The organism is Gammaproteobacteria bacterium (assembly GCA_016200485.1).
Lineage (GTDB): Bacteria > Pseudomonadota > Gammaproteobacteria > Tenderiales > Tenderiaceae > JACQEP01.
The window spans coordinates 153,043-177,005 of the sequence record JACQEP010000010.1; the positions used below are offsets into that span (position 1 = coordinate 153,043).

22 protein-coding genes are annotated in these 23,963 nt (G+C 52.2%); 16 read left to right on the plus strand and 6 right to left on the minus strand.

The annotated features are described in order from the left end of the window. The first annotated feature begins 52 nt into the window (after window positions 1-52). The 7 genes from metF to HY272_06030 all read left to right on the plus strand — a co-directional run bounded on the left by metF (window position 53) and on the right by HY272_06030 (window position 6,998). Window positions 53-898, plus strand: coding sequence for a methylenetetrahydrofolate reductase [NAD(P)H] (gene metF / locus HY272_06000; protein MBI3772233.1), 846 nt, complete (start codon window positions 53-55; stop codon window positions 896-898). A 69-nt stretch (window positions 899-967) separates the two neighbouring features. Then, on the plus strand, window positions 968-2,317 hold the full coding sequence (locus HY272_06005) for an adenosylmethionine--8-amino-7-oxononanoate transaminase (GenBank protein ID MBI3772234.1): 1,350 nt from the start codon (window positions 968-970) through the stop codon (window positions 2,315-2,317). 3 nt (window positions 2,318-2,320) lie between these two features. Beyond that, window positions 2,321-3,055: a 16S rRNA (uracil(1498)-N(3))-methyltransferase gene (locus tag HY272_06010; GenBank protein MBI3772235.1), complete on the plus strand. Its 735-nt coding sequence runs from the start codon at window positions 2,321-2,323 to the stop codon at window positions 3,053-3,055. Between the two features lie 75 nt (window positions 3,056-3,130). After that, the gene (gene gshA, locus HY272_06015; GenBank protein ID MBI3772236.1) at window positions 3,131-4,435 is read left to right on the plus strand and encodes a glutamate--cysteine ligase; all 1,305 of its coding nucleotides are present in this window, start codon (window positions 3,131-3,133) and stop codon (window positions 4,433-4,435) included. A gap of 177 nt (window positions 4,436-4,612) precedes the next feature. Continuing rightward, window positions 4,613-5,572 carry a glutathione synthase gene (gshB, locus tag HY272_06020; protein ID MBI3772237.1) on the plus strand — a complete coding sequence of 320 codons (960 nt, stop codon included), beginning with the start codon at window positions 4,613-4,615 and terminating at the stop codon, window positions 5,570-5,572. Window positions 5,573-5,586: 14 nt separating this feature from the next. Next, window positions 5,587-6,642, plus strand: a complete 1,056-nt coding sequence (locus HY272_06025; GenBank protein ID MBI3772238.1) for an FAD:protein FMN transferase — start codon at window positions 5,587-5,589, stop codon at window positions 6,640-6,642. Further along, window positions 6,639-6,998: a NusG domain II-containing protein gene (locus tag HY272_06030; protein MBI3772239.1), complete on the plus strand. Its 360-nt coding sequence runs from the start codon at window positions 6,639-6,641 to the stop codon at window positions 6,996-6,998. The genes HY272_06025 and HY272_06030 overlap by 4 nt, the downstream gene beginning before the upstream one ends. Window positions 6,999-7,036: 38 nt before the next feature. On the opposite strand, the gene HY272_06035 is transcribed toward HY272_06030, so the two are convergent. Further along, window positions 7,037-7,993, minus strand: coding sequence for a chemotaxis protein CheV (locus HY272_06035; GenBank protein ID MBI3772240.1), 957 nt, complete (start codon window positions 7,991-7,993; stop codon window positions 7,037-7,039). A 222-nt stretch (window positions 7,994-8,215) separates the two neighbouring features. On the opposite strand from HY272_06035, the gene HY272_06040 reads away from it, so the two are divergent. The 8 genes from HY272_06040 (at window position 8,216) to HY272_06075 (ending at window position 14,724) form a co-directional block, all read left to right on the plus strand. Continuing rightward, window positions 8,216-8,746 carry a Gx transporter family protein gene (locus tag HY272_06040; protein ID MBI3772241.1) on the plus strand — a complete coding sequence of 177 codons (531 nt, stop codon included), beginning with the start codon at window positions 8,216-8,218 and terminating at the stop codon, window positions 8,744-8,746. Further along, window positions 8,743-9,633, plus strand: a complete 891-nt coding sequence (locus HY272_06045) for an energy transducer TonB (GenBank protein ID MBI3772242.1) — start codon at window positions 8,743-8,745, stop codon at window positions 9,631-9,633. The genes HY272_06040 and HY272_06045 overlap by 4 nt, the downstream gene beginning before the upstream one ends. Window positions 9,634-9,850: 217 nt before the next feature. Beyond that, window positions 9,851-10,414, plus strand: a complete 564-nt coding sequence (locus HY272_06050; GenBank protein MBI3772243.1) for a YqgE/AlgH family protein — start codon at window positions 9,851-9,853, stop codon at window positions 10,412-10,414. 241 nt (window positions 10,415-10,655) lie between these two features. Further along, window positions 10,656-11,081, plus strand: coding sequence for a Holliday junction resolvase RuvX (gene ruvX / locus HY272_06055; protein MBI3772244.1), 426 nt, complete (start codon window positions 10,656-10,658; stop codon window positions 11,079-11,081). Between the two features lie 80 nt (window positions 11,082-11,161). Then, complete coding sequence (pyrR, locus tag HY272_06060; GenBank protein ID MBI3772245.1) at window positions 11,162-11,671, plus strand: bifunctional pyr operon transcriptional regulator/uracil phosphoribosyltransferase PyrR; 510 nt, start codon at window positions 11,162-11,164, stop codon at window positions 11,669-11,671. A 27-nt stretch (window positions 11,672-11,698) separates the two neighbouring features. After that, window positions 11,699-12,679, plus strand: coding sequence for an aspartate carbamoyltransferase catalytic subunit (locus tag HY272_06065; protein MBI3772246.1), 981 nt, complete (start codon window positions 11,699-11,701; stop codon window positions 12,677-12,679). Then, entirely contained in the window at window positions 12,679-13,959 is a 1,281-nt protein-coding gene (locus HY272_06070) for a dihydroorotase (GenBank protein MBI3772247.1), read from the plus strand. The genes HY272_06065 and HY272_06070 overlap by 1 nt, the downstream gene beginning before the upstream one ends. 96 nt (window positions 13,960-14,055) lie before the next feature. Continuing rightward, a complete protein-coding gene (locus HY272_06075) occupies window positions 14,056-14,724 on the plus strand; it encodes a hypothetical protein (GenBank protein MBI3772248.1) in 669 nt (222 codons plus the stop codon). Here HY272_06075 and HY272_06080 read toward each other — a convergent pair. The 4 genes from HY272_06080 to HY272_06095 all read right to left on the minus strand — a co-directional run bounded on the left by HY272_06080 (window position 14,711) and on the right by HY272_06095 (window position 22,212). Further along, window positions 14,711-15,874 (minus strand): PilT/PilU family type 4a pilus ATPase, encoded by a 1,164-nt coding sequence (locus HY272_06080; GenBank protein ID MBI3772249.1) that lies wholly within the window; start codon window positions 15,872-15,874, stop codon window positions 14,711-14,713. The two genes, HY272_06075 and HY272_06080, sit on opposite strands and share 14 nt — an antisense overlap. A 342-nt stretch (window positions 15,875-16,216) precedes the next feature. Next, a complete protein-coding gene (locus tag HY272_06085) occupies window positions 16,217-19,177 on the minus strand; it encodes a hypothetical protein (protein ID MBI3772250.1) in 2,961 nt (986 codons plus the stop codon). A gap of 14 nt (window positions 19,178-19,191) precedes the next feature. Beyond that, window positions 19,192-19,803: a hypothetical protein gene (locus HY272_06090; GenBank protein MBI3772251.1), complete on the minus strand. Its 612-nt coding sequence runs from the start codon at window positions 19,801-19,803 to the stop codon at window positions 19,192-19,194. 138 nt (window positions 19,804-19,941) lie between these two features. Then, window positions 19,942-22,212, minus strand: coding sequence for an AAA family ATPase (locus tag HY272_06095; GenBank protein ID MBI3772252.1), 2,271 nt, complete (start codon window positions 22,210-22,212; stop codon window positions 19,942-19,944). Window positions 22,213-22,567: 355 nt separating this feature from the next. Between HY272_06095 and HY272_06100 the strand changes: the two genes are divergently transcribed. Continuing rightward, window positions 22,568-23,194, plus strand: coding sequence for a lytic transglycosylase domain-containing protein (locus tag HY272_06100; protein MBI3772253.1), 627 nt, complete (start codon window positions 22,568-22,570; stop codon window positions 23,192-23,194). Here the strand turns inward: HY272_06100 and HY272_06105 are convergent. Beyond that, entirely contained in the window at window positions 23,191-23,955 is a 765-nt protein-coding gene (locus HY272_06105) for an Hpt domain-containing protein (protein MBI3772254.1), read from the minus strand. The genes HY272_06100 and HY272_06105 overlap by 4 nt on opposite strands. Between the last annotated feature and the right edge of the window lie 8 nt (window positions 23,956-23,963).

The following is a 23,963-nucleotide window of genomic DNA, read 5'->3' on the forward strand; positions in this document are numbered from 1 at the left end:
GGTTAGGTGCACACGTGGGCCTAACCCGCCCTACATTTAATGATGCGACCCCATGAACTCACAAAAAAATCCTTCGCGCACGTATAGTTTCGAATTCTTTCCGCCCAAGACCGCCGAAGGCGCGGAAAAATTACACGCCGTAGTCGCTGAATTGGCGACACTGAAACCCAAATATTTTTCAGTTACCTTTGGTGCCGGTGGCAGCACGCAGGAAGGCACTTACGACACGGTGCGCAAAATTCAGGCCTCCGGCCACTCTGCTGCGCCGCATCTTTCCTGCATCGGCTCCACCCGCGACAGCATTCGCAAGATTCTGAACAGTTATCTCGACATCGGCGTTACGCGCATTGTTGCCCTGCGCGGTGACATGCCTTCCGGCACGCGTGAGGCTGGCGAATTTCGCTATGCGAACGAATTGGTAGAATTTATCCGCAAAGAAACCGGCAATCGCTTTCATATCGAAGTTGCCGCCTATCCTGAGTTTCATCCGCAGGCACCCTCTGCGCAGCAAGACCTGCTCAATTTCAAACGCAAGGTTGAGGCGGGCGCCAACAGTGCCATTACCCAATATTTTTACAACATCGACGCCTATCTTCGCTTCGTCGATGATTGCGCCAAACTTGGCGTCAACATCCCGATCGTGCCGGGCATCATGCCGATCACCAATTACACACAATTGGCACGCTTCTCCGAAATGTGCGGCGCGGAAATTCCGCGATGGATACGCAAACGCATGGAAGGCTTTGGCGATGACAAGGCAAGCATTGTCGCCTTTGGTGAAGAAGTGATCACCAATATGTGTCGCAAATTGTTAGACAATGGCGCGCCTGGCCTACACTTCTATTCCATGAATCAAAGCAGTCCCAGCATGGCGATTTGGCGCAATTTGGGCCTGTAACTACATCTTGGCGTAAGCGCCTGATTTGGCGTTATCATGGTGTTTTGATCACCAGGCCAATCGACTGACATGACCAATCAAGAGCTGATCCAACGCGACCTGAACGTGTTGTGGCACCCCTGCACCCAGATGAAGGATCACGAATTCCTGCCGCTGATCCCCATCAAGCGCGGTGAGGGTGTGTGGCTGGAAGATTTCGAAGGCAAGCGCTATCTGGATGCCATCAGCTCATGGTGGGTCAACCTCTTTGGCCACGGTCATCCCCATATCAATGCCGCACTGAAACGGCAGATTGATACACTGGAACATGTGATTCTGGCCGGATTCAGTCATGAACCGGTCGTTAAACTTTCCGAAAAGCTGGTTGAAATAACACCTCCAGGCTTGAACCGCTGTTTTTTTAGTGACAATGGTTCCTCCGCCGTCGAAGTTGCGCTCAAAATGAGTTTTCACTATTGGCGCAATCGCGGCGTCCTTGGTAAAACCAAATTCGTCAGCCTGAGCAATAGTTATCATGGTGAAACACTGGGCGCACTGGCGGTGGGCGATGTTGCACTTTACAAAGAAACCTACGCACCGCTGCTGATGGAAACGATCATCGCACCCTCTCCCGATTGCTTTCAGCGCGAGACAGGCGGCTCCTGGGAAGAACATAGCCGCCGCATGTTTGAATCTATGGAACGCTTGTTGGCCGAACGCCACGAGGAGGTTAGCGCCGTCATTATCGAACCGCTGGTGCAATGCGCCGGTTCGATGCGCATGTATCACCCGATTTATCTCAACTTATTACGCCAGGCCTGTGATCGTTACGGCGTGCATTTAATCGCCGATGAAATCGCGGTCGGCTTCGGCCGCACCGGAACCATGTTTGCCTGCGAACAGGCCGCCATTACGCCGGACTTCATGTGTTTATCAAAGGGACTCACGGGTGGTTATCTGCCACTGGCAGTCACCTTGGCCACCAATGAAATATATCAGGCCTTTTACGATGATTACCCAACGCAAAAGGCGTTCCTGCATTCTCACAGCTACACCGGTAATCCACTCGGTTGCGCAGCGGCACTGGCAACGCTGGAGATTTTCGAACGCGAGCCGGTATTGGAGAATAATCGCCGACTGGCAAAAGCAATGTTGGATGCGACATCACATCTTCACAATCATCCACACGTTGCCGAAGTCAGACAAACCGGCATGGTCCTGGCGATTGAGATCGTCAAAGACAAACGCACGAAACAAGCTTATCCTTGGCAGGAACGACGTGGATTACGCGCCTATCAATACGCGCTCAGCCAAGGTGCGCTGTTACGCCCTCTCGGCAATGTGATCTATTTCATGCCACCGTATGTGATCTCCGAAGAACAGATCCGTTGGTTGGCAGGAATCGCCACCCATGCCATCGATATCGCTACCCGAGATTGATCCATGCGCATCCCAAGAATTTACACTCCACAACCGTTGCACGCTGGCGACAAAATTACACTGGACGAGAACGCCTTTAGCCATGCGGTGCGTGTTTTACGCCTAGATGCTGGTGATGCATTAACGCTGTTTAATGGTCAGGGTGGCGAATATACTGCTGTACTCATTGAAGCAAATCGCAAACTGGCGGTCGCTGAAGTTCAAAGTTTTAGTAATCGCGAAGTCGAGTCACCACTGAACATTAGTTTAGGACAATGCATTTCACGTGGCGAAAAAATGGATTACACCATCCAAAAAGCTGTAGAGCTGGGTGTAACTGCTATCACACCCTTGTTCAGCGAACGTTGTGGTGTACGTCTTGACACTGAACGTATGGAACGCAAGCTCGAACATTGGCAGTCGATTGTGGTGGGTGCTTGTGAACAATCCGGCCGTAACCGCGTCCCCATGGTTCATCCACCACAAGCACTCACTGACTGGTTAGCCACATGCCCGCCAGGATTGCGCCTGGTACTTAGCCCTACGGCAACGGCAACACTACATGACTTGGCAACGCCCAATGCACCATTGTCACTGTTATTGGGCCCTGAAGGCGGCCTGACGAACGCTGAAATCGACACCGCTATCAAATCTGGCTTTAGTGGCATCCGTCTTGGGCCACGCGTTCTACGCACCGAAACCGCGGCCGTCGCCACGTTGAGCGCCATTCAAACTCTTTGGGGCGATTTAGGCGCCTGATTCTTCCTGCATAGCCGACGCCACCTGATTTACGATAGTATCGTCTTTGGCAATTAACAACGCTAGCACTGGACTATGATTATAGAAGACGTCCCCCATCTCGCCACCAGCTTGTCAGGCCCATTGCTCGTCCTGGAGGCAGCACTCCTCGATCGCCAACCCTTGATCGAGGCTTGGCTACGTCAACGATGGCTGGAAACCCCGGCCCCCTTTTATACTTCGGTGGATTTACGCAACTCTGGTTTTAAACTAGCCCCCGTAGATACCAATTTATTTCCGGCCGGTTTTAATAATCTTAATTCGGCATTTATGCCGCTCTGTATCCAGTCAGCCCAGACCGCGATCGAACGCGTCTGTCCGACTGCGCGCAAATTATTACTCATCCCGGAAAGCCACACCCGAAATCCGTTTTATTTTGAGAGCCTCGCCACACTACAAAGCATTTTGACCTCCGCCGGACTGGAAGTACGCCTTGGATCATTACGCGAGGATTTAACCAGCCCCGAGGAATTTAGTCTTGCCTCTGGGCGATCCCTTATCATTGAACAGATTCAGCGGGATGAAGACGTCTTGCAGGTCAATGGCTTCATCCCCTGTGCCATACTGCTTAACAACGATTTGTCGAGCGGTGTGCCCGACATTCTTAAAGGCATAGCCCAAACCATCATCCCACCCTTGGAGCTTGGCTGGGCCAGCCGCCGTAAATCCGATCACTTCGCCCATTATCAGCGCGTCGCCCAGGAGTTCGCCGAAATAATTAACATTGATCCGTGGCTGATCAATCCGCTATTTCGCCACTGCGGAAAAATAGATTTTATGAAGCGCGAAGGTGAAGCCTGCCTCGCGCGCAATGTCGGCGCTTTACTAAGCGCCATTCAAGATAAATACGACGAATATGGCCTCAAAGAAAAACCCTTTGTCTGTGTAAAGGCTGACTCCGGTACCTATGGCATGGGCATCATGATGGTGCAATCACAGGAAGAAGTATTGGAACTCAATCGTAAACAACGCACCAAAATGGCTGCCTCCAAGGGCGGTCAGTCCGTAACCCAGGTCATTTTGCAAGAAGGTGTTTATACGTTTGAAACTTTCGGCCCACAGCAGTCGGTCGCAGAACCTGTGATTTACATGATCGATCGCTTTGTGGTGGGCGGCTTTTACCGTGTCCACAAAGAACGCGGTCCCACCGAGAATCTCAATGCACCCGGCATGCATTTCGAGCCATTGGCATTTTCTAATCCCTGCAACACGCCGGATCAAAAGCAGTCTCCGGATGCTGGACCTAATCGCTTTTATGCCTATGGTGTCATCGCGCGACTTGCGCTGCTGGCTGCCGCCAGAGAAATCGCCGCCGTTTCACCGGCTGAGGCCAGCGCATGAGCGCAAACCCGCATTTCTCACCCACCCACTACTGCGGCCGCCGATCTAGCGGCATCTTTCGGGCGTACTCGCTTTTGGCGTCTCAACATAGCGTCAACTATGCCTTCGCCACCAAAAGCTCCGTGCACCCGAAATCTACCGCCATCTCGGCACCCTCGCTACGCGGGCAGGTGAAAAATGCGGATTAAACTTGGCGTAGTGATGGACCCGATTGATTCGATCAATCCCAAAAAAGATTCCACGCTCGCCATGCTGCACGCCGCTCAAAAACGCGGATGGGAGCTACGTTATCTGGAACAGCACGATTTGTTTTTGCGCGACGGACAGGCCTTTGGTCAAACCCGAAACCTTACCGTACACGACGATCTCAAACACTGGTTTACACTGGGAAAGACATCCACTGTCCCATTGCACACCCTGGATGTGATTCTGATGCGCAAAGATCCACCACTGGACATGCAATATATACATGCCACCTACATGCTGGAAATTGCCGAAGCGGCGGGTGTAATGGTGATCAACAAACCGCAAAGCCTGCGCGATGCCAATGAGAAGCTCTATACCGCCTGGTTTTCACAATGCTGCCCGCCGACGTTGGTGAGCCGTGACATGGCGCACCTACGTGAATTTTTGCGCGAGCAACATGACATCATTGTCAAACCACTGGAAGGCATGGGTGGCATGTCCATATTTCGCTTGCAGCGACACGACCCGAACATCAGTGTGGTACTGGAAACGATAACCGGGCTGGGGACGCGTTATGTCATGGCGCAGCGTTATATCCCGGAAATCTCCGCTGGCGATAAACGCATCCTGTTGATTGATGGGGAGCCAGTTCCTTACGCCTTGGCGCGCATCCCAGCGCCGGGCGAGACGCGCGGCAATCTGGCCGCCGGTGGTCGCGGCGAAGGGGTTGCATTAACTGAGCGCGATCGGTGGATCTGCGCCCAGATCGGCCCCGCGCTGCGCAACAAGGGTTTGTTATTTGTTGGGATCGATGTCATTGGCGATTATCTCACCGAGATCAACGTCACCAGTCCCACCTGCATCCGCGAACTTGATGCCCTTTACAATTTGGATATCGCAGGCCAATTGATGGATTGCATTCAGACCAAATTGAATTCAAAGCAGAAGTAATGCCCTACAAAGTCATGCGCGCTTATTCTCATCTTAGATTTGTAATCATCGGTTTTGGCATCACACTACTCAGCCTGCTAGCCGCCTGCGAACGCGTGCCCGAGGTTTATCAGCAACAAGTACTCGCACTAGGCACACTGGTCGACATCAGCATTTATGGCATTGATGACAAAAAAGCGCATGCCGCCGTCGACGCCATCACCGGACAACTGGAGGCCATCCAACACCACTGGCACGCCTGGCAACCGAGCCGCCTCACCGAAATCAACGCAAAACTCCAGGCTGGAGAAGCAGTAACACTGTCACCGGACGAGAGCAGGATTTTTCAACAGGCCATCGATGTCTCCAAACGCAGCGATTATTTATTTGATCCCGCCATTGGCAAAATGGTGACGCTGTGGGGCTTTCACAGTGACGAGCGCCCCATCACACCGCCGCCCTCCCGCACAGAGATTCAGGTGCTGTTACAGCAACACCCAAGCATGGCCGATCTGACGCTTGAAAATAATATTCTGCGCAGCCGTAATCCCGCCGTACAAATTGATTTCGGAGGTTTCGCCAAAGGCGTTGCCATTGACCTGGCCATCGCTGAGCTTAAACGTCTTGGCATCGACAATGCCATCGTCAATGCCGGTGGCGATCTGCGCGTGATTGGCCACAAGGGTAAACAGCCGTGGCGTATCGGCATCCGCCATCCGCGCGTCAGTGGCGTAATCGCCTCGATCGAAACTCAGGGCGATGAAAGCGTTTACACCTCCGGCGATTACGAGCGCTATTTCGACTATCAAGGACACCGTTATCACCACATCATCGACCCGCGCAGCGGCATGCCGGTACAGGGCGTGACATCAGTCACTGTGATTCACACCGATGCTGCGATCGCAGAGGCTGCCGATAAGGCACTCTTCATCGTCGGTACAAATGGTTTTGCCAAAATGGCTTCGCAATTAAACATCAGCCAAGCAATGTTGGTCGATAATGAAGGCACAGTGTATTTAACACCCGCCATGGAAAAACGCATCCACTTTGAGATTGAACCCAAACCCAAGACCATCATCGTGCAACCATGAAACGCGGTGATTATGTGATTCTGTTTCTGGCACTGGCGCTGCTGCCTGTGCTCTATTTTCACTTCTGGAATCTTGGCGGCCATGGCGATCGGGTCGTTATCCGCAGCCTTAACAATAAACCTCAAAGCTATCCGCTGCAACAAAACCGCCGCATCGAGATTCAAGGGGCCAAAGGGCCTAGCATTATCGAGATTCATGATGGTCAGGTGCGGTTTATTGAATCGCCCTGCCTTAACAAACAATGTATTCATAGCGGCTGGCTACGACGAAGCGGTGAAATAGCCGCCTGCCTGCCCAATGGCGTTAGCGTGCAAGTAACCGGTCAAAACAAACCTTATGACGCCATAAATTTTTAGCAGCCCCTTAGCAGGCTCCCAAACTAATTTTTCTGGAATTACTCCGCCACTTCACCAAGTGCCTTACGCAAGATTTTATCAAGATCGATAGGACTGAATTTCGGTACATAATAGTCGGCCCCCACAGCTCTTCCCAACTTGACATTCGCCTCCGCTGAAAGAGATGAGTGCATCACCACTGGCAGTTTTGCACAAACAGAATCATCCTTTATTTTCTTGGTTAACACATAGCCATCCATCTCTGGCATTTCTACATCAGTCAGAATCACTTGCACACTATCAGTCAACTGCGTGCCATGATCCGCGGCTTGCTGCTTAAGCTCCTGCAATTTATCCCATGCTTCCAACCCATTGTTGGCAGCGATATAATTGAGCCCCATCTTTTCCAAAGTTCGGATGATCTGTTTACGGGCAATCGATGAATCATCGGCAAACAGAACAGTTTTGGGGACCGAAACGGCACTCACTCCATGATAGAGCGTCTTTTCGTCTTCTTCGGACTCTGTGGTTTCGGCCAGAATCTTTTCAACATCCAGCACCATGACAATGCGGCCATCATCAAGCTCAGAAACCGCAGTAATCAAACCGCCCATACGATGCGCCATCATCGGTGGCGGCACCTTGATCTGATTCCAATCCATACGCAGGATATGCTCAACCGAGTGCACCAGAAAACCAATCATGTATTTGTTATATTCACTCACAATTAAAATACCCGGCGGCTCATCAACCTCAAGCTGACAAAAATGCGCCAGGTTAATCACGGGGATCATCGTCCCTCGCAGACTGACCATCCCCTCAACACCGGGTGGCACGTCCGGTGCGCGGGTAATCGCAGGCACATGCAGAACCTCACGCACCTTAAAGACATTGATGCCGAACACTTCCTCACGCTTACTCTTTTGATTAACACCAAGACTAAACAATAAAATTTCTAGCCGATTAGTCCCCGCAAGACGAGTACGCTCATCTACCGATTGCATTAATTTAGTCATAACCGTATTTTCCTGAAGATAACCTGGCTTTGTCTTCTTTATTAAATCGGCAGCACTACATCAAAGCTAAGCGCTACCAGCCTTACTTAATGATCTTTTACAATTGCCTCAAGCCTAACCCCTCAATTGAAAATGCTGACAGAATTTCATTTTTAAACCCGGGGAATTGACAGTATGCATTAATACCGCATACTGGAAACTACACTTTACTATTTCTTGCAAATGAGCAAACAGCCCATCAAACTCAGCATCCCAACTACCCGTGACGATCACCGTATCGCCTGGCTCACCGCGCTTGCGATCACGATTCACATCGCCGAGGCCGCGCTCCCCAGTCCCTTGCCGGGTGTAAAACCGGGCCTGGCTAACGTCGTTACCCTGCTCTGCCTGCTGCTCTACGGCTGGCGGATTGCGGCCTGGGTCGCCGTGCTGCGGGTCGTGGTCGGTTCCTTATTGCTGGGAAGCTTTCTCACGCCGACGTTCGTTCTCAGCCTGTCCGGCGCCGCCGCCAGCATCCTGGTTCTGGGCTTCGCCAAGCAGATTGCAGGCGCTCACCTTGGCCCGGTCGGTTATAGTATGCTGGCGGCCATGACCCACATGGCCGCCCAGTTTTTCACTGCCTATATGTTTTTTATCCCGCACGAAGGTTTATTCCACTTGCTGCCGATACTAATGACAGTGGCCATCGTGTTTGGGGTGATGAGTGGCCTGATTGCAAAACAAGTGCTTGATCGCTTGGAAGAAAAGACATGAGCGTCATCTATACCAATGCCCGGGTTTCGGCACGCGACCGGTTTGCGTTCACCCTCTTTTTATCTATCGCCGTCAATGCCGTGATCATCTTGGGGGTCACCTTCGACCTGGTCGACCAGAAAAAAGAAGATAACGCCCCGCTGACGACGATTGATGTCATTCTGGTGCAGGACAATAATTCTGAAACGCCCGACCAAGCGGATTTCCTGGCGCAATCCAATCAATCGGGCGCAGGCAATGCCCAGGGCAAGACACGCCCCACCACCATCGAAAGCGCAACTCCACTGGATGTCCCGGTAGACGGCGACTCGGCCAACATTCAACCCCGGCAATCTCCCAGCGATGTCGCCACCACCAAGGCACCCGAGGTACTGACCGCCTATGTCGGCCCGACCAAGATCGCGACCCAGAGCGATTCCGCGCCTGATCCCGCCACACAGCCCAGCGTCGCTGAAATGGTACGCCGCAGCAAAGAAATCATAAACCTGAGCGCCGAGATCAGCGAGTCAATGGAGATTTATTCCAAAAAACCCAAACACCGCTACATATCTTCCAACACCAAGGCCTTCCGCGATGCTGCCTATCTGGATGACTGGCGCCGCAAGATCGAATACATCGGCAACCTCAATTACCCGGAAGAGGCCAAGCGCCGCGATCTGTCAGGCAATCTGGTACTGGACGTCGCCATACGCGCCGATGGCGCCATCGATACCATCGCTATCCGCCGCTCCTCCGGACAAAAAGTGCTGGATGATGCCGCCGTGCGCATCGTACGCATGGCCGCGCCTTACTCCCCACTACCCCCTGAAATGCGCAAAGATACCGATGTTTTGCATGTCATCCGCACCTGGCTGTTTGAATCCGGCAACCGTCTGAGCACGCAATAATTTGTAGATAATATTTACCACAGAGGCACAGAGGAGTGCATGGATGCACGAGGTAGGGCAACGCAGGAGCAGTTGCCGAGAACACGGAGATTTTATGGCGATGAGCGCTGGCGCGATTTGAGTTTTATGGATTTTGAATAACGGAATTTCTCTGTGCCTCTGTGGTGAATAGACTTATAGACTTGTCGTTAGCCGTCAAACCGTCGATACTTGTCGCATGAACGACATCATGGACCTGACCAATCACTTCCTGATCGCCATGCCACAATTGGCCGATCCGAATTTTTTTCAAAGTGTGACATACATCTGCGAGCACAACGCCGATGGCACGATGGGCTTGATCATCAACCGGCCAACGGAAATGACGCTGGGCGATATTTTCAGCCATCTGGAAATCGATGGCAGTGACCCAACCACCGGCCAGCAACCCGTCTATTTTGGCGGCCCGGTGCATCAGGATCGCGGCTTCGTACTCCACACCCCCAGCAAGAACTGGAACGGCACCCTGTTTGTCAGCGACGATGTCGCCGTCACCGCCTCCAGCGACATCCTGACCGACATGGCCCACGCCCAAGGCCCGAAGAAAGCCTTGGTCGCACTCGGCTACGCCGGCTGGGGCCCCGGCCAACTGGAAGCAGAAATCCGTCAGAATAGCTGGCTCAGCGTCCCGGCCACTGCCGAGATCATTTTCGATCTGCCCCATGACAAACGCTGGGCCGCCGCCGCGACCCTCCTGGGCGTTGATCTCAAACAACTCTCTGATCACATTGGCCACGCATGAACCTAAAACCGGTAGTTGACCGCTGCAAAAGAGGTTTAGTGTCATGACTCCAATTTGTGTTGTCGTGAATTATAGATTCACCCCTCAGCTAAGTCCGCTATGGGGCGGATTACACGGTTTTTACGGCACATGGCGGCGTTGCAACTCCTTGGAATGGAATCACCATTCCTCGTCGTTGCGCCTTGCCCTGCACCCTAAAAACCGCGCACTCCACCCCATCCAACCACCGGTTTTAGGTTAAATGTCCACCCGCACCGCCCTGGGATTCGACTACGGCCGTAAACGGATCGGGGTCGCCACCGGCCAGGAGCTGACCGCCACCACCCAGCCACTGGCCACCGTCAATGTCAGCAACGATCAGCCGGACTGGGATCACATCAGCCGCCTGATCGGCGACTGGCACCCGGACATCCTGATCGTCGGCCTGCCGATGAACATGGACGGGACTGAGCACGAAATCAGCGAACGCGCGCGGCGTTTCTCCCGGCAACTGGCAGGCCGCTATCAATTACCCGTGGAATTGGTGGATGAACGACTGACCTCGCTGGAGGCCGAAGACATCCTCGCCGAACAACGGCGTACGGGGCACATTCGCCGCCGCGTTGCCAAACACACTGTCGATCAGATAGCGGCGGAATTAATCCTGAAGACCTGGATGGGGGGTTAACCGGGACCACGATCCAAATTCCATTGGAACAGGTACAATGGCGAATCAAACCCGTTGTTGCCGCGCAAAGGAATCGCACCATGATGCAACAAATCAATTTCGATCAAGTCTTTGATGACATGGCGGCCAAACTCAAGGCCCAGACCGCTCACATCACCACCGGCACACCCGTCATGATCGGTATCCATTCCGGCGGCGTATGGGTGGCTGAACAATTACACAAACGTCTTGGCCTGCGCGATCCGCTCGGCCATCTCGATATTTCTTTTTACCGCGACGACTTTACCCGCATCGGCATGAACCCGCAGGTCAAACCTTCGCATTTGCCGTTCAATGTCGATGATCGACACATCATCCTGGTCGATGATGTGCTCCACACCGGCCGCACCATACGCGCTGCGCTCAATGAAATTTTCGATTATGGCCGACCGGCGGCCGTGCTCTTGGCAGCATTGATCGACCGGGGCGGCCGCGAGCTGCCGATTGAAGCCAATGTCGTGGGCATGCGCATAGAACTCCAATCCGACCAGAACATCAAACTCAAGGGTCCGACACCGCTCAGCCTTCATATTGCAGAAAAAGACAAATAAGCAGACAATAACGACCCAAGGTAACTGATGAGCGTAAAAAACTTTCAACTCGACGATCAGGGCCGCTTGCGCCACTTCCTCACCATTGAGGGCCTGAAACGTCAAATGCTGGTCGATATCCTCGACACGGCCGAATCTTTTTCCGGCGTCGTCGATCAAGCGGTTAAAAAAGTCCCTCTGCTGCGTGGCAAAACCGTCGTCAACCTGTTTTTCGAATCCAGTACTCGCACCCGCACTACCTTCGAGTTAGCTGCCAAACGGTTGTCGGCCGACGTACTCAACATCAATGTCGCCGTCTCCGCTACCACCAAGGGCGAGACCTTGCTCGATACCTTGCACAATCTACAAGCCATGCACTGCGACATGTTTGTCGTGCGCCATGCCGAGAGCGGCGCTGCACATTTTATTGCCCGCCATGTCGCGCCTCACATCAGCGTTATCAACGCCGGTGACGGCCGCCATGCGCATCCGACGCAGGCGATGCTCGATGCCTTCACTATCCGCCGCTGCAAGGGTGATTTTTATCCGCTGAATGTCGCGATTGTTGGCGACATCCTGCACTCACGCGTCGCGCGCTCGCAAATTCATGCCTTGACCACCCTCGGCGTCAATGAAGTACGCGTCATCGCCCCGAAAACACTGTTGCCAAAAGATGTTGAAACGCTCGGCGTACATGTCTATCACGATCTCAAACAAGGCCTGCGCGATGTCGATGTCATCATCATGCTGCGGCTGCAAAATGAACGCATGCAAGGCCAATTGCTACCAAGCGAACATGAATACTTCCAGCTCTACGGTCTGACCGAAGACACACTTGCTTATGCCAAACCCGATGCCATTGTTATGCATCCTGGCCCCATTAATCGCGGCGTGGAAATCGACTCGCAGGTGGCTGATGGCCCGCGCTCAGTCATCCTGCAACAAGTGACGCATGGCACTGCAGTGCGCATGGCCGTGATGTCGATGTGCATGGGCAGTCACATCAAAGCGGAAGGGAGCACCGCCTGATGCGTATTACAATTGCCAATGGCCGCATCCTCGACCCCGCCAATAAATTTGATCAACGCAGCGATCTGCACATCGCCAGTGGCCGCATTGTTGCAATCGGCGCTGCGCCTGCCGGATTCACGCCCGATCAAACGATAGACGCCCGTGAACGTCTGGTTTGCCCAGGGCTCGTCGACCTCTCCGCGCGGCTGCGTGAACCCGGCTATGAACACAAGGCCACGATTGCCACCGAAACGCGCGCTGCTGCAGCCGCCGGCATCACCACCTTGGCCTGCCCGCCGGACACGCAACCGGTCATCGACACGCCTGCGGTGATCAAATTGATCCGCCACCGCGCCGAAGAAGCGGGTAAGGCGCGCGTGGTTTGCCTGGGCGCTGCCACGCAAGGACTCAAGGGTGAACGTATCAGTGAAATGGCCGCCCTGAAACAAGCCGGTTGCGCCGGGATCAGCAATTCGCTCATTCCGATCGCCAATCCGCTGGTGATGCGCCGGATCATGGAATACGCCGCGACCTTCGATATCACCGTCTTCCTGTTTGCGGAAGACCCCAGCCTGCGCAACAGTGGCTGCATGCATGAAGGCGCCGTCAGCACCCGCCTGGGCCTGCCCGGCATCCCTGAGGCCGCCGAGACTGTCGCTGTCGCCCGCGATCTGGCCCTGATCGCCGACACCGGTGTCCGTGCCCACTTCTGCCGCCTCTCGTCGAGCAAGGCAGTACAAATGATCGCCCGCGCCCAATATGACGGCCTGCGCGTCAGCGCCGACGTCAGCGCCCATCACCTTTATCTCACCGAGATGGACGTTGCCGATTTCAACAGCCAGTGCCATGTCCGGCCGCCACTACGCAATCAACGCGACATGATCGGGCTACGCGAAGGATTAATCTCCGGTGTCATCAGCGCCATCTGTTCCGATCATCAGCCGCATGAAAACGATGCCAAGCTGGCACCATTCCGCGAGACGGGCAGCGGCATCTCGGCCCTGGAAACATTGTTGCCATTGAGCTTAAGACTCGCTGATGAAACTAATCTCAGCCTGCTCGACATCCTCTCGCGGCTGACCATCGAACCGGCACGCATCCTCGGCCTGGATGTCGGCACCTTGGGTATTGGCGCGATTGCCGATGTGATTGTAGTCGATCCCAACCACTATTGGACCATTAACCGCGACTCGTGGCTGAGTCGTGGCCAGAACACACCGTTCACCGGCTGGGACCTCAAAGGCCGCGTCACACATACCTTGTTCGAAGGCAGATTGGTTCACGAACTGAATGCTTGACCGCTGGCGAAATTGGAATAAAACTCGAAAACCCAACGCGGACGAGTGCATGGATGCACTCGTCCGCGTTGGGTTTTGAGATATAGAATCTACAATATGCCTATCAACGCAACAGTAATCGAACAGACCGATTGCAATCACGGCTGGCAACGCATACGTATCCAGATTCCAAATCTGGCCACGTCGCCACAACCCGGACAACATTTGATATTTGCCGATCAGCAGTTAGCAATTATGCAAAGCGACAATCGCGGCAACATCGACTGTCTGCTATCCCCCGATCAACCAAAGCTCACCACCGGCCCCATTAAAATCAACGGCCTTGGTGGTCAACCACTACAGCTTGATCCGCGATTTAAATATCCATTACTGATCGGACAGAATCAGGGGATCGCATCCATGATCTTCTTCAGCGCCACGATCAGACGCCAAACCGATCTCCGCCCCTTAGTATTATTGGGCAGTCACCGAGGATTTCCTTTCCGCCCACAACCGAGTCAGATCCTGGTATCAGGATTAGCCGTTGCTGCCGCACCATTATTGGAAAATTGGAAAGTTGCCAGCCGCTTGGCGACAACTACAGAACAGCCAGGATGCCATGAAGGCACGGCAGTCGAACTCGCCGCAAATTGGCTCTCGAATTTGAACACCGCAGAAATAAAACAGGTGGCAATTTACGTCAGCGGTGACGCCATCACCTGTCAGTCAGCCGCGCAACTTGCGACCGAGTATCGCCTTGTTATCCAGAGCGCTAACGACGTTTAGGCGTGCGCAAAGGATAAAGCGTCCCCTTCTCTTTCTCTTCGCTCCCTTCCAGCGTAATCCCATCCATTGCCGAACTCAGTTGATCCACCCCTGATTCGGAACCCAACTTGATCATCAAACGCACTTCATTCGGTGAATCGGCATACAACACGGCATCGTCATAACTAATCTCGCCCGCTTTGTACAACTCATACAACGCATAGTCAAAGGTGCGCATTCCTTGCTGCGTCGACTTCTTCATCACATCATGCAACAAATGCACTTCACCACGCAAAATCAAGTCCGAGACCAGCGGCGTATTCACCAGTATCTCCGTCGCTACTCTTCGCCCCACGCCACTCGCCATCGGCACCAAACGCTGAGCTACGATCGCCTTCAAATTCAGCGATAAATCCATCATCAGCTGTTGCCGCCGATCCTCCGGGAAGAAATGGACGATGCGATCCAGGGCCTGCTGGGCATTCGTCGCGTGCAATGTCGTTATTACCAAGTGTCCGGTTTCGGCAAATGAAATCGCGTGCTCCATGGTCTCACGAGTGCGAACCTCGCCGATCATAATCACGTCGGGCGACTGGCGCAGAGTGTTCTTCAGCGCATTATCAAAAGAATGAGTATCAATCCCGACTTCGCGTTGCGTCACAATGCAATTCTGGTGCGCATGCACATATTCAACAGGATCTTCAATACTGACGATATGGCCATGACTATGCTTGTTGCGATAACCGATCATTGCCGCCAGCGAAGTCGATTTCCCCGAACTCGTCGCCCCGACCATAATGATCATGCCACGCTTGGCCATCACCAGGTCATTCAAAAATGAGGGCAGTCCTAAAGATTCAATTGTGGGGATCTCGGTCTTGATCCGACGTAATACCATCCCCACTTCATTTTGCTGCTGAAACACGTTGACGCGGAAGCGACCGATCTCTGGATGGCCAATGGCAAAATTCAGTTCCAGCATCTCATCGAAATCACTCGCCTGGGCCGGTGTCATCACCCCATATACCAGCGCCCCGACCTGTTCCTGCGTCAATGGCGTTTTGGATAAAGACCGCATCTTGCCATCCAGCTTCATGCTCGGCGGCACACCCACGGTGATAAACAAATCTGAAGCATCTTCTTCGGCAACGATCTTGAGCAAGGACCAGATATTGGCCGGCTCAAAACAATAGAGTTTTTTTGGAGTCACAGACCCACCTTATATATATGCCACGATAATGGAAGACTAATATAGATCGGCCGATTGCTCACCATAATTTAGCCGTTTCGGCATGAATCGGAAAGTGGCTATTAAACAAGGGATTAGAGAGCAATTTAAGGGGGTATTAATTTAGACACCGTCTAAATAAGGGGGCGTAAAAAACCCACAGAAAACTTCTTTGCCGATAACAATGGCCGGAAATAAGCCGGTAGGTAGGGGCGGGTTTTAAACCCGCCCCTACTAACACAAATGTCTTGATAATCATATAGCCCCAAAACGTACGGCGCCATACTAATTTGCTTGTGCTGGACGAGAAACCTGATACAACTTGTCCGCTGTCAAAAGATTGTTTTTACGCACAGTCATCAAATCAATATTCGCTGTATCTCCTGTATCATGAACAGCCTCAATAAGAATCTTATTCTGCACCGCCCAGTCAATTTTCTGATCAAAACTATGCATCGCATAACTTGCAAACGCGGTAGGATCGGCGACATCAGTGTCATCATCAATCCCTAATGACGGAGTGACCAACCATCGCTCAACAGTGACTTGAGCTCCTGCAGGAACAAGATACCGGTCATTCACGGGAGTAATCTCAGAGTTGGTGGTTTTATTAAAAACCTTAAATGTTCCCGGAAAAAACCCTTTACTCTCTTTCAAGAAAGAAGGCGTCAATGTATTCACCGGACCTAAGGTTGATACATAACTATAAGTCTCGCGCTGCTCCAGTGACGAAACATTGGCACAGACACCACCCCAATTACTGACCATCGCCACCTGAGCAGGATCAGCTTGAACCGGATCATTCAACGAGTAATCAACCCAAGCGCCATTAGGCATGGGATAGAAACTACTATCAAAATCCGGCAACGATGTCCAACTACCCGCTGCCGAAGGCACATCTTGATACACTCGATACGAACCGCTAACCACAGGTAACGTCGGTGGATGTTCCAACTGCCAGCCAGTCACCGTATAGTTGTACACTGAGGCAATGGATTGTGCGTTTCCAACTTGCGGACAACCATCTACCGTCAGCGTAGCCAAATCCGCAAATGTGCCACGCCATTCAGTGCTCGTGGTTCTGATCACTTCATGCTCGCGAATTCTTTGTTCTATGAAGCGCTCAGCCATGTGCTGCCCGACATCCTGAACCCTAATGTAATAAGGTCGCCCTGTCATATTCGTGAAGCTGTACTCCGCATCCTTGAAAGTCACACCATGCAACCCGCCACGATTAGTAAAGGCTGTCCCGAGAAATAACGCAGAGCCCTTATCGCTTGACATCACCGCCCCTTGGGCAAAGGCTGGCACCACAAAATTTGGCTTAAAGGTGAACAGCTTCTCTTTGCTTGGATTGCCTGCCTCATCGAATGCCCGCACTCGCAAACTGATCACGTCATTGGGCGTTAACTTCAACCAATTGGCGTAAAGTTTTTCCGTTGCCAGAGGAAGCAAATATTCTCCATTGACCATGGCCAATGGAACCCATGGACTCATTACCACCCCATCTTTTTCTATCTGCAGGGAAACTGAGATTTTATCTGGCACAGAACCAGCAACGTCAAAGGACGCCGGATCATTCACCTTAAAGGCGAAATAAGGAATAAGACTAGCCTTCAAATTAGCGCGCGCGATGAGCGTTCCGCGAAGCCCGACTTTATCGGTTTCAAAATATACCGACTCAACACTGGCATCGGTAAGCAACTTCGATGTTACTACACCATTACCATCCAAAAATCGCGCTTCACCATGCCCAAGAACTGTTGCCAAAATCTCTGGCACCGCCTGATCTACAAGCACATCGATTTTAGAGGTAACCTGATTACCGATAACATCGGTCACTACCGTAGTGATCGAATTTTTTCCCTTAGTGAGAGGTATGTTGTCGACTCGCCAAGTCTTCTTTGTGATATCGGGCGTCACGAACTGATTGCCAATCTTGATACTGGACAACGCTGCGCCATTCTCGATATACCCTCCCGTGAGCGTAATCGAACTCAAATTGGTCACCGCGACCGGATCTGGGTTTAGATTCGGCCCTTCGTTATCAAATTTCAACAGGAACGTCTTCTCAATTTTATTACCAAGCATATCGGTGGCCACGGCTCTTACTTTGTGATCGCCATCGACAAAACTAGTTGTGACAATCTTGATTGCCGGTTGATTTGGATCAGCGGCATCCCCGATCACTGTTCCATCCACGTCGAAACGAACTTGTTTAAGCACAATCGTTTCACTCGGCATGACGCTAAAAGGTAGCTCCCCGTTGTAATACCAATTTTCACGCACAAAACTGGTCAGCGTTACCTTGCCATCAATGGCAGGTACCCCACTCGGCACCAGTCCATCACTATTTTCTAACAATGCCTTGGCTCGCGGCAGAAGGTCATTCATGACAATTCCCGTGGCGTTCTTATCACCCGCCGCCAGAGTGACCATGTGCTGCGCCAAATCGAGACGGTACACAGAGGGATTAAGCGGCTGCCCGGCGAACTCCAGCGCCATTGGTTGCCCATTAACGGAATTTAGCCCAACACCATCAAGAACACCATCCGCCTGAATATCGTTATAAATAATCTGCGTCAGCTCCATGGTGCTGAATACTGCACCTGGCGCGGCATTACCACGCTTCGTTGCCCAATCCGCCCAACTGGACATCGCTGCCAGATAAAATCCGTAATACTGTCCGTCGCGATCGACTGCCGATGTATCGCTAATGCTAAACGGATGGGTGTTGATAATGTCCACCTGAAACAGCTTCGAAATCTCTGCATTGGATTTGGTTACTGCATCCCCGACCGCCACACCGTGTGCGGCCTTATACTCTGCCAACCCAGCCGCGATATGCGTCAACGGCGTCACCATCAATGACAGCGGCTCTCCGGAACGGTACAACGTGACCGCACGCAACACCTGATCGGAGTCGACATCAATGTGCGCGCCACTGACCAGATCGGTGAATGCACCGCCCCGTGCTTCGATTAAGACCGGGCGATCTTTGCTCTGCAATCGCAACGCGTAGGCGCCATCGGCAGCCGATACACTCGAAGTCGCTAACAATTCTCCCTGACGACCATCATCAAACGCATAGACGCTAACCGTGGCGCCACTGACGGGATCATCAACCACATAACCGCTGACACTGCCAAAGGGACGCTCGGCCGGCAATTCCGGCTCAGTGACGCCATTACACGCCGCTAACACTGCCGCAGCAGCAACCCACCCCAAATAATTTTTTATCTTCATGGCATTCACCAACGTTAGAATCGATACAGAAACAATAGCGAAATGGAAGAAGTTTTCACTCCCTCCTTGTTATCCAATGGCATGGCATGCTCGAGCTTTACCCCGATATCCCAATCCCAATCCAGACGCCATTCACTCGACGCATTGATAATGACCGCAGTCTCGCTTTCATTGCGATCTGGCAACACCTGATTGAGATAGCCTTGAGCATCAATGGTGTAACGTTCATGGAATTGATCACGCGAGAATTGCAGCCCGCCTCCGAACCATGGTGTCCAGACGGGGCCCAGATTAATACTGTGTTGTAGTGACATGCGCAAACCCGTTTGTTTGATCGTTTGCCCGATCAAGTCCGTGGTCGCCTGCAATGACCCCTTTTGATAGAACAACTCTTCCCAATGGCGCCACCCCGACCCCATGCGCTGGGAATACACTAAGTTGAACGGCCGAGCCGCCCAATCGCCATAACTAGAACCATTAGGATCAATTACCGAAAAATAGGCACTGCCAAAGGTCATCCCGACACGGCCCGTTTGCACCGGCATGCCGATCGCCACGGCATGGACAGGTTCGACCATCGCGACAAAACTTCCAATAACCATCCCCACGAACCACCCTGTTCGCATAACGCCACCCCATTATTGTTTTGTAGTTATACTATTAACCCGGCGACTAAATACATCGCGCTCAAACTCCCTCCCTCTTGCAGGGGGAGGGAACTAATGTTCAGATGTATTTAACTGCCAAGTTAGTAATAGTATTTTTTAATGTACTTGATGCACTAAACGCTTAATGACAAAACGATTTCCTTCTTGCACAACGCTCACCTGAATTCGACCACTACTTACCAGCGGTGACTCCGTACTCTTACGCCACACACTAGCCTCGAAATTACCGGTACCTAATAATTTTCCATCAACGTCTTGCCACTTAACGTCACTGATATCCATTCGCCGCATATCAGTCGAATCAAACAACTCTTTGTAATCACGAGCAATACGCTTATTACCCTGACTGCCATCGGCTGATGCATCCTTGGCGAACAACCCGACAAGCGACGACAGTTCACCATTGTTGTAACTCTGCTCCAAAGTGAACAATAGCTCCGTCAAAGCCAACTCACGCCGCGATAACCGTTCATCTATTTGTGGATTAGCCTTGGTGACTTCAGCCGCCGCAACGCTTTGGGCCGATAGCCTGTCTTCTGCTGTTTCTATCTTTGCGACCGGTGGTGGCGCCACGAGTGCATTTGCCTCTTTCACTGCCCCACCATTTTGAGCTTCGATTTTATTGTCGGCCACAGATGATTTTGACGTTGCAGATGATGCTTGTGGTTTATTAACTGCTGGCAACGATCTCGCCATAGAAACTTTCGGGGCTAACTCCGCTGACATTGCGCGAACATCACGCTTTTGAACAGCAGCTTCTTCCATCACCGATTTATTTGTCTCGACCCGCTTCTCATTCTTTTTAACTTGTGGTTCCGGAACAGGCGTTACCGCTGGAGCTTCTGGCTCAGCAGGTAATTCAGCAACCACCGTCGCCTCAGCAGGAGACGCGCCGCTTTCTGAGGACATTGTTACTGTTTCAGGCGTCTCAATGGGGATACGCCCATCAATCGTCGTCTCATTGCCTACAGCCCGTACTTTGTTCTCAATCAAACTCCAAAGTGATCCAAACATTGACGATTGCATCAACCACCAGGCACCGATACTCGCCACCATCAACGTCGAGCCAAGCCCCCACCATAAACCCTTTCCTGCACGATGATTAGCGATTACTTTTGCGGGTTGTACAGGTACTGCTATCGGAACATCGTTATTAGCGGTAGCATTATCAGCAACAGCATTATTATGGCGTAGCGGTAACACGATAACCTTGGCCGGTTCTCGCGGTTTAATCTCTGTTTCAGCATCCTCCGCTCTTAGCGGTATAGGCTCGTTATCAACATCAGGTATGGTTTCCGGCGCCGGAGTGTAAACACGTCCGAAACGGTCAACTTCAGGCGTATTATCCATAACCGGAGGCTGATTGCGAACGTTACCAGTATCTTCTACTTCCTCTATCGCCGGAGACATAACACTCGATTCGGATGCGAGATTGTGATGATCACTGTCCCTAATCGGCAGCTGTTCATTTGACACAGCATTTGGATCCGGCAATGGTGCAAGTTTTTCTTCCGCCAGCGATAGCGCATCCAACTGGGTAAAATCCCAACCCGCACCCGCCTCATACCGTAATTCAGCAATCATGGCATGCACAGCGCCGGCATCAATCAGATGTTTCTCATCGAGATAGGCAGACAAGAAGAGTCGCTCACAGAATACATTGATCAACCGTGGCAGACCTTTACTACAACGACATATGAGCGCCAAAGCTTCGCCGGTAATAGACGGATCACCGCTCCAGCCTGCGAGACGTAAACGATGCTCAATATAGGCGCGGGTTTCCTCGGCTGAAATGGGTTGTAAATGGCAAGCCGCGATAATGCGCTGCGAGAGCTGCTCCATATCAGGATCGGCCAGAATCTGCCGTAACTGTTGCTGCCCCAACAAAATAATTTGCAACAGTGCTTTATTGCCCAGCTGGAAATTAGACAACATGCGCAATTCTTCCAGCGACTGCACAGGAAGATTCTGCGCCTCATCCACAATCAATAACACGCGCTTGCCATTCTGCACGGTAGTGGTAAAAAAACGCTCGATAGCAGTCAGAAGCTCAGACTTGCTCGTGCCAGAGGGGCGCACACCAAAGGCATCTGCCGCCGCCCGCAATACATCATCCGCACTCAGATTGGTACTCGACAGGGTAGCCACGACCGAGGTTTGTGCCGACAATTCCGCCAGCAGAGTTTGCAGCAACATGGTCTTGCCGGTCCCCGGCACGCCGGTAACGGCAACAAACCCCTGCCCCTGCTGTAAGCCATAACGCAAATACGCCAATCCGCGCTTATGACCGGCGCTCGGATAAAAAAAACGGGGATCGGGGGCTAGCCGGAAAGGATTCGCCTTCAGGCCATAAAATGATTCGTACATTGCTCTCTTCTCTCTATCTGCCCGGATAGTGTCGCCACTAAGTCTGTATTATAGTTATAAAATTTCACTATTGCCCCCCGGAATTATACAGGATTAGAGAGGGGGTAGAGGGGATTTTAGGCAAATACCATAAAATGAACCAGAATATTACCCCTGTTCAAACATTACAAAATAAATCATTAATATGTTGATTATTATAGAGTTATCCACTAAAAATTTCCAGCAAGATTTCCCCTTTAAAATTATGTAGAATAGTCGGGTATTAGGCCTGGTCGCCAAACTGTGACTCCGTTCGCAACGGCCGATACTATAGATATCTACAATCGTATTACCGCTTAGGCTAACCGAGACGACTATGAGATACGCTGTACGCGTCGCGACACTGACACTTACCGGATTGCTGGCCACCCCGCTGGCGATGGCCGACATCTATGTCTATCGCGATGCCGACGGCGTTATCAACTACACCAATATTCCTCCCGCCAAAAAACGGATCAAAATCGATAAGGTCTACCGTGAACCCCGGCGCACTGATAGTCCGCAGCGTTATGTGACCTATCAAGCCACAACACCTCTACTCGCCGCCCGTCCACCGGCCGAATTGAAATCCATCGTTGCCGAAGCCGCTGAGGCCTATAAGGTCGATGAGGCTTTGGTACACGCCATCATTCAGGCAGAATCCGCCTATAACACGTATGCGATCTCGCCCAAAGGTGCACGTGGCCTGATGCAGTTAATGCCGGCAACCGCCCATCGTTACGGCGTGCGTAATACCTTCGACCCTGAACAGAACATCTGGGGCGGCGTGCGTTATATGCGTGACTTGCTAGTCATGTTTAATCAGGATGTACGACTTGCTGTGGCCGCCTACAATGCCGGCGAGAATGCCGTGATACGCCACCGTGGCATTCCTCCTTATGATGAAACGCGGACTTATGTGCAGCGGGTGATGGAGTTGCATCTCCGCTACCAGGCTGGTTAGTGCTTCGTCCTCTCGATAATCTTTTTCACTGCCTGTCTCAATTCAGCCACTAGCTGGGTGTCACGTTTAATAATCGCATCGGGCTTAAAGGGACCAGGCACATTCATGTCTCGCCCCGAAGTCAGCATGATGAAGGGCGCGTCATTATCCGCTATCCCCGACATGCGCAACGCACTCATTACCGCCAATCCATTCAAGCCTTCGAGCTGATAGCCGCTGACCACAAATGCATAGCGCGAATATAATAATCGTTCCAGGGCAATCAGCCCATTCCGCTCGACTGTCAATTCCACAGGCAATTGCGCCAGCGACTGTCGGCATAACATGACCGTGGTATTCGACGACTCGATAATCAACCCCGGATATTGATTACTCAAACGAGCGCGGCGCAATTCATTGAGCTGCTCGTGTACACCGGCATAAGTTCTCCCTGCTGCCGCAACATCCGTCGCCTCACGCAGTAAATCCACATATTTGAGTAAAATATCCACTTGCTGCGCCAATAACTTCGGGGCATCAATGTCAATCGTGCTCAATTGATCCTCAAACTGGTGGCAGATGCTACTGTGCTCGCCAAAGCCATGGGTACCCGCCGAACCTTTGATGCTGTGCACATTGCGATAGAGTTCTTCGTAACGACCTTCCTCACCGCGCCCCAGTTGCAATACCAGATCCTCGACCCGATCCAGCTTTGTCGGCAGCTCATCCAGGTAAGCGCGCCGCAGCCGTTCCAGTAATTTTTGTGCTTGTTCCAAATCCATTGCGCGAT

Bases quoted from the DNA above. Each gene is read 5' to 3' on its own strand.
- HY272_06075 (MBI3772248.1), top strand. From the start codon at position 14,056: ATGCCTATCAACGCAACAGTAATCGAACAGACCGATTGCAATCACGGC.
- HY272_06030 (MBI3772239.1), top strand. From the start codon at position 6,639: ATGAAACGCGGTGATTATGTGATTCTGTTTCTGGCACTGGCGCTGCTG.
- gshB (MBI3772237.1), top strand. From the start codon at position 4,613: ATGCGGATTAAACTTGGCGTAGTGATGGACCCGATTGATTCGATCAAT.
- HY272_06005 (MBI3772234.1), top strand. From the start codon at position 968: ATGACCAATCAAGAGCTGATCCAACGCGACCTGAACGTGTTGTGGCAC.
- HY272_06045 (MBI3772242.1), top strand. From the start codon at position 8,743: ATGAGCGTCATCTATACCAATGCCCGGGTTTCGGCACGCGACCGGTTT.
- HY272_06035 (MBI3772240.1), bottom strand. From the start codon at position 7,993: ATGACTAAATTAATGCAATCGGTAGATGAGCGTACTCGTCTTGCGGGG.
- HY272_06050 (MBI3772243.1), top strand. From the start codon at position 9,851: ATGAACGACATCATGGACCTGACCAATCACTTCCTGATCGCCATGCCA.
- metF (MBI3772233.1), top strand. From the start codon at position 53: ATGAACTCACAAAAAAATCCTTCGCGCACGTATAGTTTCGAATTCTTT.
- gshA (MBI3772236.1), top strand. From the start codon at position 3,131: ATGATTATAGAAGACGTCCCCCATCTCGCCACCAGCTTGTCAGGCCCA.
- HY272_06010 (MBI3772235.1), top strand. From the start codon at position 2,321: ATGCGCATCCCAAGAATTTACACTCCACAACCGTTGCACGCTGGCGAC.
- HY272_06040 (MBI3772241.1), top strand. From the start codon at position 8,216: ATGAGCAAACAGCCCATCAAACTCAGCATCCCAACTACCCGTGACGAT.
- HY272_06090 (MBI3772251.1), bottom strand. From the start codon at position 19,803: ATGCGAACAGGGTGGTTCGTGGGGATGGTTATTGGAAGTTTTGTCGCG.
- HY272_06085 (MBI3772250.1), bottom strand. From the start codon at position 19,177: ATGAAGATAAAAAATTATTTGGGGTGGGTTGCTGCTGCGGCAGTGTTA.
- HY272_06070 (MBI3772247.1), top strand. From the start codon at position 12,679: ATGCGTATTACAATTGCCAATGGCCGCATCCTCGACCCCGCCAATAAA.
- pyrR (MBI3772245.1), top strand. From the start codon at position 11,162: ATGATGCAACAAATCAATTTCGATCAAGTCTTTGATGACATGGCGGCC.
- HY272_06025 (MBI3772238.1), top strand. From the start codon at position 5,587: ATGCGCGCTTATTCTCATCTTAGATTTGTAATCATCGGTTTTGGCATC.
- HY272_06065 (MBI3772246.1), top strand. From the start codon at position 11,699: ATGAGCGTAAAAAACTTTCAACTCGACGATCAGGGCCGCTTGCGCCAC.
- HY272_06105 (MBI3772254.1), bottom strand. From the start codon at position 23,955: ATGGATTTGGAACAAGCACAAAAATTACTGGAACGGCTGCGGCGCGCT.
- ruvX (MBI3772244.1), top strand. From the start codon at position 10,656: ATGTCCACCCGCACCGCCCTGGGATTCGACTACGGCCGTAAACGGATC.
- HY272_06100 (MBI3772253.1), top strand. From the start codon at position 22,568: ATGAGATACGCTGTACGCGTCGCGACACTGACACTTACCGGATTGCTG.
- HY272_06095 (MBI3772252.1), bottom strand. From the start codon at position 22,212: ATGTACGAATCATTTTATGGCCTGAAGGCGAATCCTTTCCGGCTAGCC.